This window comes from Pseudomonas trivialis (assembly GCF_036864995.1).
Lineage (GTDB): Bacteria > Pseudomonadota > Gammaproteobacteria > Pseudomonadales > Pseudomonadaceae > Aquipseudomonas > Aquipseudomonas trivialis.
In genome coordinates this window covers 2,586,644-2,603,094 of record NZ_CP142151.1, presented here as the reverse complement: position 1 = coordinate 2,603,094, position 16,451 = coordinate 2,586,644, and the positions used below count along the sequence as shown (strand labels likewise).

General features: G+C 62.2%; 16 protein-coding genes. 9 read left to right on the top strand and 7 right to left on the bottom strand.

Annotated features, from left to right (window positions below):
* The first annotated feature begins 1 nt into the window (after nucleotide 1).
* The 7 genes from VRB54_RS11415 (at nucleotide 2) to VRB54_RS11385 (ending at nucleotide 8,602) form a co-directional block, all read left to right on the top strand.
* Nucleotides 2-1,000, top strand: coding sequence for an acyl-CoA dehydrogenase family protein (locus VRB54_RS11415; protein ID WP_338480946.1), 999 nt, complete (start codon nucleotides 2-4; stop codon nucleotides 998-1,000).
* On the top strand, nucleotides 997-1,755 hold the full coding sequence (locus VRB54_RS11410) for a PIG-L family deacetylase (RefSeq protein ID WP_338480945.1): 759 nt from the start codon (nucleotides 997-999) through the stop codon (nucleotides 1,753-1,755). The genes VRB54_RS11415 and VRB54_RS11410 overlap by 4 nt, the downstream gene beginning before the upstream one ends.
* Nucleotides 1,752-2,354: an SAM-dependent methyltransferase gene (locus VRB54_RS11405; RefSeq protein ID WP_338480944.1), complete on the top strand. Its 603-nt coding sequence runs from the start codon at nucleotides 1,752-1,754 to the stop codon at nucleotides 2,352-2,354. Before VRB54_RS11410 ends, VRB54_RS11405 begins: the two co-directional genes overlap by 4 nt.
* Nucleotides 2,355-2,539: 185 nt before the next feature.
* Entirely contained in the window at nucleotides 2,540-3,301 is a 762-nt protein-coding gene (locus tag VRB54_RS11400) for a PIG-L family deacetylase (RefSeq protein ID WP_338480943.1), read from the top strand.
* Nucleotides 3,302-3,488: 187 nt separating this feature from the next.
* On the top strand, nucleotides 3,489-5,648 hold the full coding sequence (locus VRB54_RS11395) for a TonB-dependent siderophore receptor (RefSeq protein ID WP_338480942.1): 2,160 nt from the start codon (nucleotides 3,489-3,491) through the stop codon (nucleotides 5,646-5,648).
* A 169-nt stretch (nucleotides 5,649-5,817) separates the two neighbouring features.
* Nucleotides 5,818-7,374, top strand: coding sequence for a methyl-accepting chemotaxis protein (locus VRB54_RS11390; RefSeq protein ID WP_422396086.1), 1,557 nt, complete (start codon nucleotides 5,818-5,820; stop codon nucleotides 7,372-7,374).
* Between the two features lie 82 nt (nucleotides 7,375-7,456).
* Complete coding sequence (locus tag VRB54_RS11385) at nucleotides 7,457-8,602, top strand: sensor histidine kinase (RefSeq protein ID WP_338480941.1); 1,146 nt, start codon at nucleotides 7,457-7,459, stop codon at nucleotides 8,600-8,602.
* Between the two features lie 13 nt (nucleotides 8,603-8,615).
* Here VRB54_RS11385 and VRB54_RS11380 read toward each other — a convergent pair whose 3' ends face one another.
* A complete protein-coding gene (locus VRB54_RS11380; RefSeq protein WP_338480939.1) occupies nucleotides 8,616-9,380 on the bottom strand; it encodes a pyrroline-5-carboxylate reductase family protein in 765 nt (254 codons plus the stop codon).
* A 92-nt stretch (nucleotides 9,381-9,472) separates the two neighbouring features.
* Between VRB54_RS11380 and VRB54_RS11375 the strand changes: the two genes are divergently transcribed.
* Together VRB54_RS11375 and VRB54_RS11370 are read left to right on the top strand one after the other, a co-directional pair.
* Entirely contained in the window at nucleotides 9,473-10,147 is a 675-nt protein-coding gene (locus VRB54_RS11375) for a hypothetical protein (protein ID WP_338480938.1), read from the top strand.
* A gap of 14 nt (nucleotides 10,148-10,161) precedes the next feature.
* Nucleotides 10,162-10,848: a tetratricopeptide repeat protein gene (locus tag VRB54_RS11370; protein ID WP_338480937.1), complete on the top strand. Its 687-nt coding sequence runs from the start codon at nucleotides 10,162-10,164 to the stop codon at nucleotides 10,846-10,848.
* A 73-nt stretch (nucleotides 10,849-10,921) separates the two neighbouring features.
* On the opposite strand, the gene VRB54_RS11365 is transcribed toward VRB54_RS11370, so the two are convergent.
* The 6 genes from VRB54_RS11365 to VRB54_RS11340 all read right to left on the bottom strand — a co-directional run bounded on the left by VRB54_RS11365 (nucleotide 10,922) and on the right by VRB54_RS11340 (nucleotide 16,414).
* Nucleotides 10,922-11,929 (bottom strand): Ldh family oxidoreductase, encoded by a 1,008-nt coding sequence (locus VRB54_RS11365; protein ID WP_338480936.1) that lies wholly within the window; start codon nucleotides 11,927-11,929, stop codon nucleotides 10,922-10,924.
* 165 nt (nucleotides 11,930-12,094) lie between these two features.
* Nucleotides 12,095-12,928: a transporter substrate-binding domain-containing protein gene (locus VRB54_RS11360; protein WP_338480935.1), complete on the bottom strand. Its 834-nt coding sequence runs from the start codon at nucleotides 12,926-12,928 to the stop codon at nucleotides 12,095-12,097.
* Between the two features lie 58 nt (nucleotides 12,929-12,986).
* Nucleotides 12,987-13,646, bottom strand: coding sequence for an amino acid ABC transporter permease (locus tag VRB54_RS11355; protein ID WP_186753838.1), 660 nt, complete (start codon nucleotides 13,644-13,646; stop codon nucleotides 12,987-12,989).
* A complete protein-coding gene (locus VRB54_RS11350) occupies nucleotides 13,643-14,284 on the bottom strand; it encodes an amino acid ABC transporter permease (RefSeq protein WP_338480934.1) in 642 nt (213 codons plus the stop codon). Before VRB54_RS11350 ends, VRB54_RS11355 begins: the two co-directional genes overlap by 4 nt.
* Nucleotides 14,284-15,093, bottom strand: coding sequence for an amino acid ABC transporter ATP-binding protein (locus VRB54_RS11345; protein WP_186753835.1), 810 nt, complete (start codon nucleotides 15,091-15,093; stop codon nucleotides 14,284-14,286). The genes VRB54_RS11350 and VRB54_RS11345 overlap by 1 nt, the downstream gene beginning before the upstream one ends.
* Before the next feature lie 13 nt (nucleotides 15,094-15,106).
* Complete coding sequence (locus tag VRB54_RS11340) at nucleotides 15,107-16,414, bottom strand: Xaa-Pro peptidase family protein (protein WP_338480932.1); 1,308 nt, start codon at nucleotides 16,412-16,414, stop codon at nucleotides 15,107-15,109.
* Nucleotides 16,415-16,451 lie beyond the last annotated feature (37 nt).

Genomic DNA, 16,451 nt, shown 5'->3' with positions numbered 1-16,451 from the left:
GATGGCTTTGCACGGATTCCTTCGCGGCTACCGGGGCTATGCGGACACGCAAGCCCTGGGTGAAGCCCTGAAGGCTCTTCAGGAAGAAGGACTCGATCAACTCCCGCTGCCCGGCAGCGGGCAGACTCTGGAGCGGTTCAGCCGCCTGGCGCAGGTGGCCGGGCACGATCTGCGCCTGTGCAAGTTGTTCGAGGGCCATACCGACGCCTTGGCGATCATTGCCGAGCTGCGCTGCCCGCTGCCGCCATTGGGCAGCACCTGGGGCATGTGGGCCGCCGAGCCGCCCAATGCGAAAGTGCGGGTGCGCAAGGCGGGCCAACGCCTGCTGCTGGAGGGGCGCAAGGCCTGGTGCTCGGGCGCGGCGGTGGTCAGCCATGGATTGCTCACCGCCTGGGATGAGGATGATCGCCAGCAACTGGTGGCGGTGGAAATGCACCAGCCCGGCGTCACGGTGACGGATCAGGGCTGGAATGCGGTGGGCATGGCGGCCACTGGCAGTGTCGAGGTGGTCTTCAATGAGGCCTGGGGCATTGCCATCGGCCAACCTGGAGATTATCTGGCGCGGCCGGGCTTCTGGCACGGCGGCGTCGGTATTGCCGCATGCTGGTACGGCGGCGCGCAACGCCTGGCCGAAGTGCTGCGCGAGCAGTGCGGCAAACGCCCGGAACCTCATGCTCTGGCCCATCTGGGTGCAGTCGACAGTGCGCTGAACAGCGCGGCCTGTGTGCTGCGCGCCAGTGCATGGCAAATCGACCAGGCGCCTTTGGCCGACGCGCGCCTGTTGGCGCAGCAAACCCGCGCCAGCATCGAGGACATGACCCAACAGGTGATCCACCATGTCGGACGTGCCGTCGGCGCCGGGCCGTATTGCAAGGACCCGCATTTCGCCCAGTTGATAGCGGACCTGCCGGTGTACGTGCGCCAAAGCCATGCTGAACGTGACCTCGCCTCATTGGGGGAACTGGTGGCGGGCGAGCCGTCCGGGAGTTGGCAGTTATGAAACCCAACCCGATCGTCGGCCAGGGTACGCCGTTGCACCAGTGGCAGAACTCACCCCACATGGCCGGATTGCCGCAGATAAGCGTCGAACAACTGGTGCCCGAGGGCCATCGCGCCGTGATCATCGCGCCGCACCCGGACGATGAAGTGCTCGGTACGGGCGGCTTGCTGCAAGGTCTGGCGGCGCTGGGCCGGCAGATTCAGCTGATTTCGGTAACGGACGGCAGCGCCAGTCATCCGGGGTCGCAGCGCTGGCCGGTGGAACGCTTGAGCGTGGTGCGCCCGCAGGAGTCCGCCCAGGCGCTGCATCGTCTGGGTGTGCCCTTGCACAGTCTTAAATGGCTGCGCGCAGGTTTCGCCGACAGCAAGGTCGCTGCCGGCGAAGCGCAGTTGATGGCGTTCATCCAGCGCCACCTCAAGCCTGATGATGTGGTGTTCGCCACCTGGCGCGAAGACGGGCATTGCGACCATGAAGCGGTCGGTCGCGCCAGCGCCCAGGCTGCCCAAGCCGTAGGCGCAACGCTGTATGAACTGCCGGTGTGGACCTGGCACTGGGCGACCCCGGAGGACAGCCAGGTACCGTGGCACCGCGCGCGCAAGATCCCGTTGAGCCCCGAAGCGGTGGCCCGCAAGCGCCATGCGATCCATGCGTTTGCCAGCCAACTGGAGGGTGACCCGCAGATCGGTCTGCCGCCAGTCCTTGCGCCCTATGTAGTCGAACGGTTGCTGCAACCGTTTGAAGTGGTGTTTGTATGAGTGTCGCAACGCCCTACTTCGACCAATTATTCGACGGCAACGACGACCCCTGGGCCTTCCGCCAACGCTGGTACGAGCAACGTAAACGCGCGCTGACCCTGGCCGTATTGCCGCGCCCGCACTACGCCTCGATCTTCGAACCCGGCTGCGCCAACGGCGAGCTGAGCGCCGCACTGGCGCCGCGCTGTGACCGGTTGTTGTGCTGCGACACGGCCTCGGCGGCGGTGGCCCTGGCAAAAAAGCGCCTGCAGGACTTCCCCCATGTGCAGGTGCAGCAAAGCCGGCTGCCGCAGGCATGGCCCGAAGCCCAGTTCGATCTGATTGTGTTGAGCGAATGGTGCTACTACCTGGATGCCGATGACCTTTCCCGCCTGATCGACTGCGCCCTCGGGTCACTCACTGCCAACGGGCAATTGCTGGCCTGCCACTGGCGCCCGGCCATCGACGGCTGCCCGCAGACCGCCGAACAGGTGCATGCCCTGCTCGACCAACGCCTGGCGATGCCGCGCGTGCTGATGCACCACGAAGCGGATTTCATCCTCGACCTGTGGAGCCGCGACGGCACTTCGGTGGCCACTCACGAAGGCCTGCGCGAATAGCGGCGCCTCGAAAATCGTCGTTGTGCCATGTGACAACGGCGGATCCTTGTCTATGCTGACAACGCCTGACTGGTATTCCAGGGTTGGACTACCAGGCATTCGTCGCAACGGAGTCTGCGGCGGTTACCCAAGTGTCGCGCCGTACGCGGTGGCGACCGAGCTCAATCGACAAGGATGTGTCACCCATGAATCCCGCTTCCCTGCGTGACGGCCGCCGCGGTCCTGCGCAAGTCTGGAACAGTGCGCCGCAATTGGCGCAGATCCCCACCATTCACCCCAGCTCCTTGGTACCGCCAGGTGCGCGCGTGGTAGTGGTTGCGCCGCACCCGGGCGATGAAGTGCTGGCCTGTGGTGGTCTATTGCAGCGCCTGAGCGTACTGGAACATCCGCTGCAGTTGATCTCGATCACCGACGGCAGTGCCAGCCATCCGGGTTCGCGGGTATGGCCGGCCAGCCGGTTGAGCGTGGTGCGGCCCCAGGAAAGCGTGGAAGCGTTACGCCGTCTGGGCATGCCGCTGCACAGCCTTAAATGGATTCGCGGCGGTTTTCGTGACGGCGGCCTGTCCGGTGATGAACACGCAGTGAGCCAATTTATCGCGCGTTACCTGCAACCCGGCGACGTGGCCTTCACCACCTGGCGCCACGACGGCACGCCCGATCACGAGGCCGTTGGACGTGCCTGCGCAACGGCCTGCAACCTGGTGGGCGCCCATCTGTACGAATTGCCAGTGTGGGCGTGGCACAGTCCCGTGCGAGAAGGCTCGACGATTCCCTGGCTGCGCGCGCGCAAGGTGCGCCTGGATAGCTGGAACGTTGCACGCAAGCTGCACGCCGCCCACGCCTTCGCCAGCCAACTGGCCGGCGATCCCGCCATTGGCCTGCCGCCGATGCTCGCCCATGACCTGCTCGAGCGCATGCGCGAACCGTTCGAGATTGTGTTCGTCTAGCGCCCTGATTTAAGGCGAGGTGTGTGCCTCGCCCCAGACGGTTTACACATCACCATCATGTGAAAAATTCGTTAACCAATTCTCTGCAAAGGCTTTTTTGCTCGGACACCTTCTGTCACACTGATGCGAATAATTATCAACAGTTTTATTATTCGCCAGGGAAGGCGCATCGGGGAGAGTTTGTTCCATGTCTGTGCAACAACAAGGCAACACCATTTTTGCACCCAGTTTGATGGCGTTGGCCATTTGTCTTGCCAGCTCACACGCGGCCTTTGCCGCCGATGTCGAGCCCTCCTCCGGCCCTATCGAACTGGGCGCCACGCAAGTCTCCGGCGAGGGGCAACTGGGCGAAACCACCGAGGGCACGCAGTCCTACACCACCGGCGCGATGAAAACCGCGACCAAGTTGCCACTGACCCTGCGTGAAACCCCGCAGGCCGTTACCGTTGTCACTCGTCAGCGCATGGACGACCAGGCGATGACCAGCATCAACGATGTGGTCGCCGCCACCCCGGGGTTGTTCCTCAACTTCTCCAACGGCCCTGGCCGGCAGTCGTACACCGCACGCGGTTTCGACATCGATAACCTGATGTACGACGGCATTCCAAGTGGCTACAACGGCGTCAACGTGGGTGCCCAGCCGAACCTGGCGATGTTCGACCGCGTCGAGGTGGTGCGTGGCGCTACGGGCCTGGTCACCGGCGCGGGTAACCCGTCGGCCGCCATCAACCTGATCCGCAAGCGGCCGCTGGATGAGCAGAAAGTCACCCTCACCGGCGCGGCCGGCACCTGGGACAACTACCGTGGCGAGCTGGATGCCTCAAGCCCCCTCAATGACAGCGGCACCTGGCGTGGCCGGGTGGTCACCTCCTACCGCGATGCCAACAGCTTCATCGACAATGTCGGGGATTACCACGGGCTGTTCTATGCGGTCACCGAAGCCGACCTCAGTGAAAACACCAGCCTGACCCTGGGTTTCTCGAACCAGAAAGACAAGACCAACTACTTCTGGGGCTCGTCGATGGTAGGCCAGGATGGTCACCACTTGAACCTGTCGCGCTCCTACAACCCCGGTACACGTTGGGAGAACAAGGACCAGGAAATCAACACGGTCTTTGCCGAATTGCGCCAGCAACTGGCCAACGACTGGAAACTGCAGGTCAACGCCAACTACGCCGAGCAGAACGCCCTGTTTTCAGGCTCCTACCAGTCGCGCTGGGTCAACAACACCCTGGCCCGCACCGTGTACCAGTCAGCGGCGGATGAAAACCAGGCGGGCCTCGACGCCTTTGTCAGCGGCCCCTTCCAGGCGCTCGGGCGCACCCATGAGCTGGTGGTGGGCGCCAGCCGTCGCGTCTACGACCTGACCACTCACAGCTACTCGCCGTACGACATGAACTGGCCGCTCACAGCGGGCAAGCCGGACTTCGCCCACACCGCCAACGGTCGTGAAGTCACCACTCAGGACGGGGTCTACGTGACCACCCGACTGAGCCTGGTCGACCCATTGAAGCTGATCCTCGGCGCCCGCCTGGACTGGTACGACTACGACAACCACGATGGCGACGGCGACTACAAGGTCACCCGCAACGTCACCCGCTACGCCGGCCTGATCTACGACCTGGACGATCATCATTCGGTGTACGCCAGCTACAGCGACATCTTCACCCCGCAGACGGCCAAGGACACCTCCGGCACCCCGGTCAGGCCCATCGTCGGCAAGAACTACGAGGTGGGCATCAAGGGCGAATACCTGGGTGGCGCGCTGAATGCCAGCGTGGCGCTGTTCCGCGTCGACCAGCAGAACCGAGCCGTCGACGTGGTGGTGCCGAACTGCCCGCAGGCCTCCTGCGCGGAAGCCTCGGGCGAGATTCGCAGCCAGGGTATCGACTTCGAACTGCAAGGCGCGCTCACCGAGCACTGGCAGGTGGGCGGTGGCTACACCTACGCGCGCACCCACGTGATCAAGGACCAGTCCAATCCGCAGAGCGTGAACAAGCAGTTCGACACCGACACCCCGGAACACCTGTTCAAACTCACCACGCGCTACAACTTCCAGGGCCCGCTGGAAAAACTCCGCGTGGGCGGCAACATTTCCTGGCAGAGCCGCATGTACAACGACCTGACCGTGGCGGATGGCAGCCGCTACCGGCTCAAACAGGGCGCTTATGCCGTCACCGACCTGATGGCTGGCTACCAGGTCAATCAGCATCTGGACCTGCAGCTCAACGCCAACAACATCTTCGACCGCAAGTACTACGAGACCATCGCCAACTCCGTGGACTATGGCGGTGATTCCTATGGTGCTCCGCGCAACATGATGCTGACCGCCAAGTACAGCTTCTGACCCTCCTGCGGCTGCCCGCCCGGGCAGCCGTTCCTGGCTTAAAGTCCCGTGCGGGCTTGCCGATAACAGCCTGAAGCGCAAAAAAACAACGATCCGCTTCACTCAGCACGCGGCCGTCGTGGCACGCCCCATGCTTTGTTCCTGGCCAAACCACAAGGAGTAAACGTGAATGCCCGTCCCCAGCCCCTTTTTGGAGCACTACCGCAAGGCCGACCGCATCATGCTGGCGCTTATCTGGCTGATGTTCCTGTTTTCCCTGGGCCTGGCGTTCTGGCATGACACCCTGATACAGGCGCTGTTGGTCGGCGGCGGCACTGCTTTGGTGCTCACCGCGCTGTACCGCGCCATCGGTGGCAGCCGGTTGATGCGCTGCGCCCTGGGCGCCGGCCTGATGGTGATGGCCGCGCTGCATATCAACCAGGCTCAGGGCGTGATCGAATCCCACTTCGGGATCTTCGCGCTGCTGGCAGTGCTGACCTTTTACCGTGACTGGCTGCCGATTCTGGTGGCCGCGGCGACCATCGCCGTGCATCACGTGGTGTTCCACGCCTTGCAGCATCAGGGCTTCCCGGTGTTCGTGATGGAGCATCACGGCGGCTGGACGATGGTCTTCGTGCACGCGTTCTACGTGGTCATGGAAACGATCGCACTGCTCTATCTCGCGGTGCACAGCCAGGCCGAAGCAGTCGAAAGCCAGGAAATGCTCGACAAGATGCTCGCAGTGACCTCGCAGTTCACCGCCGAAAGCGCGCACAGCGAAGGCAAGGTGCATGTGTCCCTGGCCAAACGGTTCGACCACTTCCTGCAACAGCTCACCCTCCTGATCGACGGCGTCGCCCGCGACTCCCATGGCCTGGGGCAACTCGGCCAGGAACTGGCCAGCGCCAGCGGCACCCTGGAAAAAGGCGCTCGGCATCAACTGGCCGAGATCACTGAGATGACCGGTTCGATGCAGCGCATGGAAGACGCCATGGGCCACATCACGGTGCAGGTCGAACAGGCCGTGGAGCACGCAGGTCAGGCCAGCCGCCAGATCGTGCGCGGTCAGGAGAGCGTCAGCCGCGCCCGCCAGGAGATCAACCAACTGGCCTCCCACATCAACGGCACCGAATCCACCGTCCAGTCCCTGGCCGCCCAGGCCGAACAGATCGGCTCGGTGCTGGAGGTGATCAGCAGCATTGCCAATCAGACCAACCTGCTCGCCCTCAACGCCGCCATCGAAGCCGCCCGCGCCGGCGAGCAAGGCCGCGGCTTTGCGGTGGTGGCCGATGAAGTGCGCAGCCTGGCCCAGCGCACCGCCCTCTCCACCCAGGAAATCAAGACCATCATCGAAGGCCTGCAACACGGCAGCCGGCAGGCCGTCGCCGCCATGCACGACAGCCGCGAAGGCGTGGAACGCTGCGTGGAAGACAGCCGGCTGGCCGTCGAGATGCTGCAGGCGGTGGGCCATGACATCGCGCAGATCGACGCGCTCAACGGGCGCATCGTCAGCACCACCCGCGACCAGTCTTCGGCGAACCTTGAGATCGTCGGACGCCTGCAGTCAGTGCAGAGCATCGCGCAAAGCACCGCCGACGACGTGGAAACCCTGGCGCGCAGCAGCGAGCGCCTGCCGCCGATTGCCGTGCGCCTGGATGCGTTGGGGCGCAGGTTTCACCCTGACAATCAACCTGCGGGAGGGGCTTGCTCCCGATTACGGTGGGCCAGCCAGTACATCTTTGGCTGATACACCGCAATCGGGAGCAAGCCCCCTCTCCACATGGGTTACTCTGCGCGCCTCTGCACCGCCTCCCACCAGGATTCACGACATGCGCCTGCCCGATTTCATCCTCGAACACCTCGAGCCGATTCTGCAGGCCTGGGAAGATTTCGCCAGAACCATCAAAACGCCGGGCGCCGAGCTCGACAGCCTGGCGCTGCGCGATCACGCCGAGCAGATGCTGCGGGCCATCGTGTCGGACCTGCGCACCCGCCAGACCCGCCGCGAGCAAACGGCCAAGGCCCAGGGCCATGGCCCGGTGGATGAGCAGGAAACCGCCGCCGAAACCCACGCCATCACTCGGCTGATGGCAGATTTCACCATTGACCAGATGGTCTCGGAATACCGCGCCCTCAGAACCAGTGTGGTCAGCCAGTGGATGCGCCAGGTCCAGGACGGCACGCCGATCAACGTCGACGACATGACCCGCTTCCACGAGGCCATCGATCAGGCACTTGCCGAATCCATCGCCAGTTACTCGCGTGCGGTCGAGGCCTCGCGCAACGTGTTCCTTGGCATTCTCGGTCACGACCTGCGCACCCCGCTTGGCGCAATCATGCTGGGTGCCGACATCCTCAGGCGTTCGGAAAGCGCCGGCGCCCGCTCGACCAAAGTCGCCAATCAGATCTACACCAGCGTGCGGCGCGCGAGCCAGATTGTTGGCGACCTGCTCGACCTGACCCGCTGCCAGATGGGACCGGGTATTCCGGTCAGAACCGCAGCGGTCGACCTCGCGCCGCTCTGCGAGCGTGTGGTTGAGGAAATCCAGGCGTTTCATCCCGAGGCCAGGATCGTGCTCGAAACTCCGTCACCGGTCGCCGGGCTGTTCGATGGCGCAAGGATGCAACAGGTTTTCTCGAACATCATCAGCAACGCGGTGCAGCACGGCGACACCGCCCGGCCTATCAAGGTCGAGCTGACGACTCACGAGCACCACGCCGTGTTCTCGGTGCACAACAGCGGTGAGGCGATACCCGAGGACGTGCTGCCGTTCATCTTCAACCCGATGGGCCGCTTCTCCCAGCGCACGGCAATTGATCACGGCCCCACGGAGGGCTTGGGCCTGGGTCTTTTTATCGCGTCGGAAATCGTGGCGTCACATGGTGGAACGATCGAGGTCAGCTCTGACGCGGATCGGGGCACGGTGTTTCAGGTAAAGATAGCGCTGGATAAAGACGCCTCCACCATTGCCTGACGCCGCGTGACAATCAGCGTTTCTTCAAGCGCGCCAACACCTCGTCACACGCCTTTGCCCAGGCCGGCGTGGCGCCCTGCTCCCTCAGCACCTCCAGCCCCGCATGGGTAAAAGTGCCTGGCGTCGCAATGGCTTCGCCCAGCGCTTTCACGCTGGTGTCGGGTTGGTGGCGGGCACTGGCCAGGCAATCCTGCAGATTGCCCATCACCAGTTGCCGCGCCTGCTCCTCGGACAAACCCCTGGCGGTAAACCACTGCTGAAGGTCATGCACAAGGAAATAGAACCAGCCGTTCATGCACGCCGCGACTGTGGCGAGCTCGAACTTGGGCTCATCGTCCAGCACGACCAATTGTCCGAGCGCGCCGAGTACCGATTGATGGGGCTCGCCACCCGGGCTGATCACCACCGTGGATTGGTTGATCTGCGCCGCATACGACAGCATCGCCCGCACCGGGCGTGCTGAGGGAAAGTGGCCGGCGAGGTCGCCCAGGGTCAAGCCGGCGACCAGCGAGACCAGGGTCTGCCGAGGCTTGAGCTGCACCTGCGAGGCAAGCTGCGCGACCGCATCGGGCCGCACGCCGAGGAACAGCAGGTCCGATCCATCGACGACGGCTTGATTGTCGGCCATCACCTCGCAAGCACAACGACTGGCCAGCGCCTGGGCACGTTCATGGTTGCGCGCAGACAGCAGAATTTGCCCGGTGAAGCCACTGCGGCGCAGGCCGATCACGACTTTCTCGGTGAGCTCGCCGACGCCTAGTACTCCGATGTTCTGCATGTGATTGCTCCGTTTTGTTCGCAGTGCCGTTTTGCTAAAGTTCGCGACTTACAAGCCGACATTTTTTGTTCCTACTTCACGGATGATTTCAAATGTTCCGATCCGTTTTTTCCGGCGTTGCTTTGCTCGCCGTCGCCGCTGCCTGTAATACCGCGCAGGCTCAGACCGTCACCACGCCCGAACAGCTCCTGACCGAGTTCTCTCGCTGCGATGCGCATTTCTTCGAGAGTCTGCGCGACGCCCGCCTGCCGGCAGATACCTTGCGCCTGAGTCAGTACGGCTCGGTCAAGGCGCCGACCATCATGAACCCGTTGCAGGAAGGTGGCACCTATCAACGCTTCGAAAAGCCCCTGATCATCAATGGCGTGCCTATGATCGGATACTACAACCAGGCCCAAACCATGAACGACGTGGGTAATTTTCTGTTTTGGGGTTTCGTAGCCGATGGCCTGCCGCAAGAGGTGGCCGAAAAACTCAAGCCGCTGATTGTCGATAACGCACGCTTTGTCAGTGAGGGCAACGCCATTGCCCGCGCCGAAATTCGCCGCGTCGGTGACCCGATCGGTCAATGGCGCACCGAAGGCTTGACCGGCCCAGGCGTCGCCACGCCGTTTGGTTTCGTAGACCGCGTGTTCATGGTCGACAAGGGCGACGCGACACCGCCGCTCACGGGACACACCACTGTGTTCTGCTCGCTGCAAGGTACCGTGACCGCACCGCTTTTACAGGTCTATCGCCCTGACCTCAACGCTCGGCTGTTTGACTGACAAGGAAGTTTTTCATGACTATTCGCTGGCCCGCACTCATCGCATGCGTCTTCATCCTCACCGGATGTGCCGGAATGCAGAACCCGCAAGAAGCCAACCTTGCGCACTGCGCAACTCAGTTCAAGGCCTACAAAGCCGAGAACTACCCTGTGGTGCTGCAGGAAGGTGACTTGTGCCTGCAGAAAAACACCCTGCCCGCCTCACTGCAAAGTCTGGTTTACGCGTTGCAGGCGGACGCCCACAGCAACCTCAAGCAATTTGCGCAAGCCGTTACAGCCAAGGAAAAATCCCTGCAGTTGACGACCAAGCCTGACCCGCGCGCCAACCTGGACTTGAGTGCGATGTATCGCGACGCCGGCAACCCGAAAAAAGCCCTTGAACTGGTGCAGTACAACCTGGACAACGGCATGGGAGAAGCCGGAAAAGGCTCGGGCTTCCACATGCCGACCTACTACCACCTGGGCCTTGCACTGACAGACCTGGGTCAGTACCGAGAAGCCGCTGAAGCATTCAGCACCGGCCTTCAACGTCAGCCGGACTTCGCCTGGGCTTACTACGCGCGCGGTGTCGCGTACGACCATTTGGGAGACAGGGACAGCGCAAAGGCTGACTTCCTGAAGTTCTCGCAGATCGTCGATAAGAAATACGTGGAGGAGAAGCACAAGGCGAAGCTGGCTGAGTATGGAATATCCGTGACGTAACAGGAGAGTGGTTATTACGTCACGGCTGCGCTTGAGCGTTTTCTGGCGCGGCCGGCAGTGGCGAAGGGTTTGACTATTGCACCTGCGCCTTAAAGGCATCGTATGCCGATAACGGCAGGCTGATACCCTCTCGGACCGCACGGGCATAGGCTTGCTCTTTAGCTTTGCCCGGCAGATAAACGCCCAGGGCTTCAAGCCGCGTCATCTGCTTGCCCAACCGTAAGGCAAAGCACTCGTCCAGCAACCTGGGAGCAATGCCAATCACCAGCATGCCAGCTCCTGGGGATTCGCTGCCGCTACGGAAATCTGCAGCATCCAACGACCAATGGGCCCCTGTCAAACCTGCCGCAAGCACCTCGACCATCAACGCGATGTTGGCGCCGCGCGCCCCCCCGAATGCCAGCAACGTCCCGTGCAGTGCCTCCCGCGCGCTGCGCGTTTCATTGCCTTGTGCGTCAACCGCCCAGCCTGCCGGTATCGCCTCTCCCGCTTCAGCGGCCCGAAGCAGGTTTACGTAGGCCGTGGCGCTGCTGGCCTGGTCAATCGCCAATAAACGACCCTCAGCACTGGCGGCGGCAAAGGCGATGGGGTTGGTGGAGTACAGTGGCCGGCTCTGACCTGCCACGGTTAGCAGCGGTGAGCCATTGGTGAAGGCCAACGCGACCAGTCCCTCGCGCGCCAGGCGACGGGTGTAATAGCCTAACTCGCCACAGGTGAAAGCGTTGGACTGAGCAAACAGGGCGACACCCAGTTGATGCGCATTGCTGCACAGCACTGGGAAAGCGCGATCGAACCCCAGTTGCGCGATACCTTGGGCCGCGTCGCAACGGATCATGGCCGGCGCGACCTGGGTAACGATGGGCTCGGCAGCCATGGCTATTCGGCCGGTGGCAAAGCCGCTGAGGTAGTCAGGCAAGTGACCGAAACCGACTTCGTGTTGGCCATGGGCCTGGGCTGATACCGTGGCGTTGGCAAGCGCCGAGGCCACGGAGTAGCTGGCGCCGTGGGCCAGGCAGAGCTGTTGGGCGAAGGAGGTGGCATCGGCCAGAGACAGGCGTTTGTAGGGTTTGTCGTCGTCCATGGTCGCTTCAGTGTTCTCGGACTGTAAGTGTGCCGCAACTTGAGAACCTGCAGGAGCGGCTTTGGCCGCGAATAAACGATAACGCGTACTTCCTGAAAATTCGCGGTGCGTTCATTCGCGGCTTAAGCCGCTCCTACAGGATTTGTGTCGTTCAGTTAATTATCTTTACTGAATCATCCTCGGCTCACCCACCTGCGCAGCCTGGCGGTCAAGGCCAAACGAGGCGAGGATTTCAGCGATTTCGCCCGAGCCATGCAAGGCCTGGATGTTCTTGCCCAGCGCCTCGCCCAAGGCTGCGTTGGACTTGGTGTACAGGAAGGCGCTCTGCCCAGGCTCAAGCGTGGCCTTGACCCGTTGATCGGGCTCGGACACCTTGACGCTTTTGCCGGAGTACCCGCCCTTCTGCTGCGAAGACGCTGCCACCGCGAAGCTGTCCGCGCCGACCTGGATACGCTTGGACGCCAAGTCCTGGGCCATGGCCACCGGGTTCGGGTAGAGCACCACGTTATCGCCGAAGGCCTTCTTCAAATCATCCACCCACAGGTAGCCTTGCACGGTGCCGATACGCTTGCCGTCCAGTTCGGCAATTTTCGTGTAACCCTCATCCGAAATAATGCCCATCACGTCCAGGTACAACGGTGCCGACAACCCCAACGCCTTGCTGCGCTCTGCCGTGCGATACCAATCGCCGATGCCGACATCGGCGCGCTTTGCCACCACCGCCTGGACCACGGCTGCGGTGTCCACCACCATGGTTTTGACTTTCAGGCATTCGCGCTCGGCGATGCGCTTGATGATCTCGCCATCCACGCCGCTCAACTGGTTATTCGGCCCCGGTATCGAATAAGGCGGGAAGACATACGCCGCCACGGTCAGCACTCCAGGGGTGATGGTTTCAAACTGGTTCGCCGGGGTGCAGTCGGCCAGAGCGTACGGGGCGCCGGCCAGGGTCGAGCACAAGAACATCCAACGGGTAAAACGCTTGAATGAGCGAGTCATGACGTCACCTTTGCAATAAGAGAGCAGCAGCCGAAATCGGCGTGAGTGGCATTTGTTGTTATGGCTGGCTGGGTGCCAGTCTTTTTTCCAGCGCTGCCACACCCAGGGTCGCCGGGGCACAGACAGCGGCATACATCAAACCGGCCAGTATCAGCACCGGCATGTACTCAAACGTGGAAGAGCCAATCGAGGACGCCCGGCTGACAATTTCTGGCAGCGCGATGGTGAAACACAGCGACGAGGCCTGGAACATCATGATCGAGAACCCCAACAGCGATGGCAACGCCACCCGCAAGGCCTGAGGCAGGATCACAAAACGCAGCGCGTCGAACCGGTTGAGGCCGATCACTTCGGCGGCCTCGACTTGCCCAAGGGCCACAGCCTCGATGCCACCGCGAATGATTTCGCTGGTGTAGGCCGCCGTGCAGTAAGCCATGGCCAGCGCAGCGGCCCAGAACGAGGTCAAGGTAAGGTTGACGCTGGGCAGGCCAAAGTAGAAGTACTGCAGCAGGATCAACGCCGGTGCACCACGCCCCAGCTCCACCACAGCCAGAGAGGGATAACGCAACCAGCGGCTCGGTGCCGATACGCCCAGTGCCAGCAATAGCCCCAGCACAATGCCCAGGCCCAGGCTCACCGCCGTGACCTGCATCGACAGCACAAAGCCCTTCCACAACTCCGGCAACCATTGGGCCCACATCGTCAGCAGTTCGCTCATCGGGCAATCCTCTGTTTCAACGTGGCCGACAGCCAACGAGAGAACAAGGCCACTGGCACGCTGAGCACCAGGTAAACCACCGCCGCCGCGCTGTAGACGCTCAGGCCCTGAAAGGTTTGCTGTGAAACCTGATAAGCCTGAAAGCTGATATCACTAACGCCAATAGTCGAGGCTACGGCCGAATCCTTGAGCAGGCCAATGGCGTAGGTGGCTGAGGTGGGAATGGCGATACGCACCAACTGCGGCAACACCACATCGAAAAACCGTTGTGGCGCTGACAGGTTAAGCGCATAGGCTGCTTCGAATTGGCCGGCGTGAATAGCCGTGAACGCACCGCGGTACACCTCGGACATGTGCGCGGCCGTAATCAGCCCCAGGCCAACCACTGCTGCTGCAAAGGGCGACAGGCTGATATAGCCGCCACCGATGCCGAAGAAGATGAAAAACAGCCAGACAATCGGCGGGATAGAGCGCAGGGTCAGTACCAGCATGGCCGCCAGAATACTCAGCGCCTTGACCCTGGACATCCGCAGGGCAAAGATCGGAAACCCCAGCACTACGCCGACACAGAATGCGAGCACGGTAACGGCGATGGTCCACGGTACGCCGCTCAACAGCATCATCAGGATGTCTTGCATCAGCGATTCCTCACGGCCTGGAGGAACTGGATCACCCGTTCGTGCTCGGGCTGGCGCATCACTTGTTGGCTCGGCCCGTGTTCGATGATGCGCCCGTCGGCCATGACCACCACGCGGTCGGACACGGTTTCGGCGAAGTGCATCTCGTGGGTCACGACAATCATCGACATGCCTTCGCAGGCCAGCTCTTTCATCACGGTCAGCACCTCCAGGCCCAGCTCGGGGTCCAGCGCCGAGGTCGGCTCATCGAACAGCATCAGCTCAGGGTCCAATGCCAGGGCGCGGGCGATGGCGATCCGTTGCTGCTGTCCACCGGAGCAGCGCGCCGGATAGTGCCCGGCCTTGTCAGCCAGCCCGACACGTTCGAGCAGTTGCATGGAACGGGCGTCGGCTTCTTTGGCGCTGCGGCCCAAGGTGCGGATTTGCGCCAGGCTGACATTGCGCAGCACCGTCAGGTGCGGAAACAGATTGAACGACTGGAACACCATGCCAATGCGCCGGCGCAACTTAAGCAGCTCTGTACGGGGTAACGCCTTGCCGGCTTCTATGTGCACGCCATCCATACTGACCCGACCGCGGGTCGGCGGCTCCAGTTGGTTGATGCAGCGCAGCAAGGTACTTTTGCCCGAACCACTGGGGCCGATAATGGCCACCACCTCGCCCTTGCTCATTTCAAAACACACGTCATGCAAGACGGGATAAGGGCCAAACTGTTTATGAATGCCCTCCAGGCGCAAGAACGGTTCGGCGCTGGCCACCGGGCGCGGCGCCAAGGCAGGTCTGGTTTCGGTCACGGTCATACTGCTCATGGTTTTGCTCCAGCTATCGATCGCCGTCGACTAAGGGCGTGCGCGAAAGTTTGATCGGCCCGTTGGCGCTGATCAGCACCTGTTCTTCGAGCTTCACCCCTTCCCCACCGCCTTGTTCACCGATGTAACTTTCCACCGACACCACCATGTTTTCCTCGAACAGGCCGTCGTAACCCCACTCGGCAAAATCCACGGCGTAGGCGACGCTGGGGTACTCGTCCACCAGCCCGACGCCGTGCAACATCATCATGTAGCGGTTGTGCTCATAGCGCTTGGGGACCGGCCAACAGTGTTCGGCGAATTCGCGAAAGGACAAGCCCGGGCGCAGCAGTTCGACGTTGTGGTTGATCTGCTGCGAGGCGATGTCCAGCAAGTCGCGTTGGGCCATTGTCGGCGCCTTGCCGGGGCAGATGAAGCTGCGTGAGATGTCTGAAAGATAACCACCGGGACCGACCATGTCGGTGTCAAAACAGACCATTTCACCTGCCTTGATGACCTTGTCGGTGGCGTCCTGAAACCACGGATTGGTGCGCGGCCCGGAGCTAAGCAAGCGGCTTTCGGCCCACTCGCCGCCGTGCGCCACGTTGGTGCCGTGCAAGATGCTCCACAGCTGGTTTTCAGTAACCCCCGGCACCAGGCTTGTGCGCATCCGGGCAATGGCCAGGTCGCACACGCCCATGGACACCCGGTGGCTGGCCACTTCTTCAGCCGATTTGATCAAGCGTGCCTGCTCCATTAATGGCTGCGCATCGAACAGCTCAATGCCCTTATGTGTCAGGCGCTGCGCCCCCCAAGGGTCGCAACGGTCCACCGCCAGGCGGCGATTGCCGCCACCGTGGCGGGCCATCAGGTCCGCCACCTCCTGTGCCCAACGCTCGGCTTTTTCCTGCACGCGGGGGCCGGCGAGAAAATACAGCCAGGGAATCGCCGGGCGGATTTCATCGATGGTTTCAACGTGCTCGCTGTTGTGCCGGCTGCTGGTGAACTCGAACAGCACCACCGGGCCGTCGGTGGCCACGAACACATAGCGGCTGGGCGAGTGCATCACCCACAACCCGAGGTTATTGGTGTCGGTGGCATAGCGAATATTGATCGGATCGGCCAACAGAATGCCGGCGTAATCATGGGCGCGCAGTTGCTCGCGAATGCGCTCCAAGCGGTAATGGCGTAGGGCTTTGCGGTCGATTGCGGTATACGCATCGAGTAACGCCGTGTCGACCGGTGCCAGGGCATGTTCAGTGACCTTGGCATCGCTGCGAAAGCGCAGGTCGCGTTCGGTTAACGCAGTGAGCAGCTCAATGGAATCAGAACCCGTATGCATGCAACAACCTCCGCCAGGAAGAGTTTGATGTTCATCA

Bases quoted from the DNA above. Each gene is read 5' to 3' on its own strand.
- VRB54_RS11415 (WP_338480946.1), top strand. From the start codon at position 2: ATGGCTTTGCACGGATTCCTTCGCGGCTACCGGGGCTATGCGGACACG.
- VRB54_RS11410 (WP_338480945.1), top strand. From the start codon at position 997: ATGAAACCCAACCCGATCGTCGGCCAGGGTACGCCGTTGCACCAGTGG.
- VRB54_RS11405 (WP_338480944.1), top strand. From the start codon at position 1,752: ATGAGTGTCGCAACGCCCTACTTCGACCAATTATTCGACGGCAACGAC.
- VRB54_RS11400 (WP_338480943.1), top strand. From the start codon at position 2,540: ATGAATCCCGCTTCCCTGCGTGACGGCCGCCGCGGTCCTGCGCAAGTC.
- VRB54_RS11395 (WP_338480942.1), top strand. From the start codon at position 3,489: ATGTCTGTGCAACAACAAGGCAACACCATTTTTGCACCCAGTTTGATG.
- VRB54_RS11390 (WP_422396086.1), top strand. From the start codon at position 5,818: ATGCCCGTCCCCAGCCCCTTTTTGGAGCACTACCGCAAGGCCGACCGC.
- VRB54_RS11385 (WP_338480941.1), top strand. From the start codon at position 7,457: ATGCGCCTGCCCGATTTCATCCTCGAACACCTCGAGCCGATTCTGCAG.
- VRB54_RS11380 (WP_338480939.1), bottom strand. From the start codon at position 9,380: ATGCAGAACATCGGAGTACTAGGCGTCGGCGAGCTCACCGAGAAAGTC.
- VRB54_RS11375 (WP_338480938.1), top strand. From the start codon at position 9,473: ATGTTCCGATCCGTTTTTTCCGGCGTTGCTTTGCTCGCCGTCGCCGCT.
- VRB54_RS11370 (WP_338480937.1), top strand. From the start codon at position 10,162: ATGACTATTCGCTGGCCCGCACTCATCGCATGCGTCTTCATCCTCACC.
- VRB54_RS11365 (WP_338480936.1), bottom strand. From the start codon at position 11,929: ATGGACGACGACAAACCCTACAAACGCCTGTCTCTGGCCGATGCCACC.
- VRB54_RS11360 (WP_338480935.1), bottom strand. From the start codon at position 12,928: ATGACTCGCTCATTCAAGCGTTTTACCCGTTGGATGTTCTTGTGCTCG.
- VRB54_RS11355 (WP_186753838.1), bottom strand. From the start codon at position 13,646: ATGAGCGAACTGCTGACGATGTGGGCCCAATGGTTGCCGGAGTTGTGG.
- VRB54_RS11350 (WP_338480934.1), bottom strand. From the start codon at position 14,284: ATGCAAGACATCCTGATGATGCTGTTGAGCGGCGTACCGTGGACCATC.
- VRB54_RS11345 (WP_186753835.1), bottom strand. From the start codon at position 15,093: ATGAGCAGTATGACCGTGACCGAAACCAGACCTGCCTTGGCGCCGCGC.
- VRB54_RS11340 (WP_338480932.1), bottom strand. From the start codon at position 16,414: ATGCATACGGGTTCTGATTCCATTGAGCTGCTCACTGCGTTAACCGAA.